Source organism: Cupriavidus basilensis (assembly GCF_029335485.1).
GTDB classification, from domain to species: Bacteria; Pseudomonadota; Gammaproteobacteria; order Burkholderiales; family Burkholderiaceae; genus Cupriavidus; species Cupriavidus basilensis_E.
The window spans coordinates 1-2,628 of record NZ_JARJLM010000602.1; the positions used below are offsets into that span (position 1 = coordinate 1).

The 2,628-nt window shown below is 64.8% G+C and carries 2 protein-coding genes; both read left to right on the plus strand.

From position 1 onward, the window contains the following. The first annotated feature begins 6 nt into the window (after window positions 1–6). Window positions 7–717: a fimbria/pilus periplasmic chaperone gene (locus tag P3W85_RS37270; protein WP_276268474.1), complete on the plus strand. Its 711-nt coding sequence runs from the start codon at window positions 7–9 to the stop codon at window positions 715–717. A 71-nt stretch (window positions 718–788) separates the two neighbouring features. Continuing rightward, window positions 789–2,628: fimbria/pilus outer membrane usher protein (locus P3W85_RS37275; RefSeq protein WP_430869694.1), on the plus strand; the 1,840-nt coding region annotated here is incomplete at its 3' end.

Here is a 2,628-nt window from a genome sequence, read left to right on the forward strand (position 1 = left end):
GTGTCCATGTTGCTCTGTCCGTTTCCCGCCCTGTCATCTGTCGTCATTGCGGGAACGCGGGTCATCTATGACGCACGAGAATCCGAAGCCGTGATGAAACTCAGCAACGAGGGCAAGGCCCCGGCGCTGGTGCAGGCATGGATCGACGACGGCGATGCGAAGGCCGCGCCGGCGGAGATTGCCGTCCCGTTCACCGTGACTCCGCCCGTGTCCCGCATCGACCCCAGCAAGGGACAGACGCTGCGCATCCTCCATACGGGCGAGCCGCTGCCTCCGGACAGGGAGTCGGTGTTCTGGCTCAACGTCGTGGAAATACCGCCCAAGCCCACCGGCGACGAGGCCGAAGTCAATCGCCTGCAGTTCGCGTTCCGATCGCGCATCAAGCTGTTCTACCGCCCCGCCGGCCTCAAGGGCAGCGCAGGCGAGGCCCCGGCACAGATTGCCTGGCGCTTGGTCAAGGCCGGCGACCACCAGGCTCTCGAAGCGCGCAATCCCACGGCCTATCACGCTTCCTTCAGCAGGCTGGAAGTCACCGGCGGCGGCAAAACCGCCCGCTTTGAGGATGGCGGGATGGTCGGCCCTGGCGAAACGAAGGTCTTCCCGCTTTCGGGCGAGGTAGGTACTGGCACGCCTAGCCGCATGCGCTACCAGGCCATCAACGACTACGGCGGCCCGATGGACGCCGAGATTGAACTCGGAACGGTATCCGCCCAGTGATCCAGCGACGGAACAGGCCGGGACATATTGGTTTCCAGGGCATCCACGCCCGATTCTTATTAATAGGGACGATGCAATTACAGAGATCGAAGTCGCATGCCTTCCGCTTGAGCCCGATCAGTGCGGTGCTCGTGTGCCTGTTCGCCGGAGCGGGTGCGACAACCGCCAGAGCCGGCCAGCCAGGCCCCGTCATGGTGGCGGAAGTCGAGTTCAACGACCAGTTCCTTCGCCAGAACGGCGGCGGGCCCATCGATGTGAGCCGGTTCAACAAAGGCAACGTGGCCCTGCCGGGAACCTATCGCGCGGATCTCTACGTCAACCAGACCTGGCTGGGGCGCGCCGAGGTTTCCGTGCGGCAGGTCGGCAATGACAGCCGCAACGTGCAGCCCTGTTTCGACCGTGTCCTGCTCGAACGCGTCGGCGTCGACCTGGTCAAGCTCCTTCCGGAAGCAGCGAACCGCCTTGCCGACGGTGCATGCGCGCCGCTGCCCGAGCTGGTGAATGCCGGTACAGCGGAGTTCGATAACGGAGAACAGCGACTCGACATCAGCCTGCCGCAAGCCGCGCTCAAGCGCAGGGCCCGCGGCTATGTCGACCCGAAGTACTGGGATGAGGGCGCCACCGCCGCGCGTCTGCAGTACAACGCAAATGCCTATCGTTCCTCCAGCCTGGGGCAGTCCACGTCGTTCGCCTATGTCGGTCTCAACGCCGGTGTCAACGTGGGCGCATGGCGTTTCCGGCACCTCGGCAACCTGAGCCACGACAACCAGGCCGGCACCCGCTATCAGAGCGTGCAGACCAGCCTGCAGCGCAGCATTGCCGCCATCCGCAGCCAGGTCGTCCTCGGCGATGCATTCACCGACGGTACCATATTCGACAGCATCGGCTTCCGCGGCGTGCAGCTGGCCAGCGATGACCGGATGTACCCGGAGTCGCAGCGCGGCTACGCTCCCACCATCCGGGGCATCGCCAACACCAGCGCCCGCGTGCAGATCCGCCAGAGTGGCAACATCATTTACGAAACCACGGTGGCCGCTGGCGCCTTCGTCATTGACGACCTGTACCCCACCGGCTACGGCGGCGACCTCGAAGTGGTCGTGACCGAGGCCGACGGCAGCGTGCGCATCTCGAAGGTGCCCTATGCGGCGGCGGTCAATTCCCTGCGTCCGGGCATCACGCGCTACCAGGTCACCGCCGGCCAGTACCGGAACCCCAACGTCCGTAGCGCGCCGAAGATGCTGCAGGCCACGGTGCAGCACGGTTTTACCAATATGCTGACCGGCTATGGCGGCCTGTTGGCGGCCCAGGATTACACCGCAGTGGCGCTTGGCGGAGCCCTCAATACCTCCTTTGGCGCGCTTGGCATGGACGTCACCCAGGCTTGGGCGCGCTTCGAGAAGCAGCCGGACCGCAACGGGTACAGCGTCCGTCTCCTCTACAGCAAGCTGTTGGAGCCCATCGGCACCAACGTCACCCTGGCGGCCTACCGCTATTCCAGCAGCGGCTACCTCAACTTCGCCGATGCCGCCATCTTGCGCGACATGGAGCGTGATGCCAGAGGCCTGGCCATCAGTGGCGTGCAGCGCAATCGCTTGCAGTTGACGTTGAACCAGGCGCTGCCGCCAGGCTACGGATCGATCTACCTGGCGGGCAGCACCCAGAACTACTGGAGCCGCTCCGGCAACGACACCCAGTTCCAGCTCGGCTACAACAACAACTACCGGCGCATCAACTATGGCATCTCGGTGTCCCGCCAGTTCGACCTCACAAGGGGCCGGTGGGACAACCGCATCCTGCTCAACGTCGGGATTCCGCTGGGGGATGGCCGGCATGCGCCCTATTCCTTCACCAGCCTGCAGCACGACACCCGCGGCGCCCAGAGCATCCTGCAATCGGTCACGGGCTCGCTGG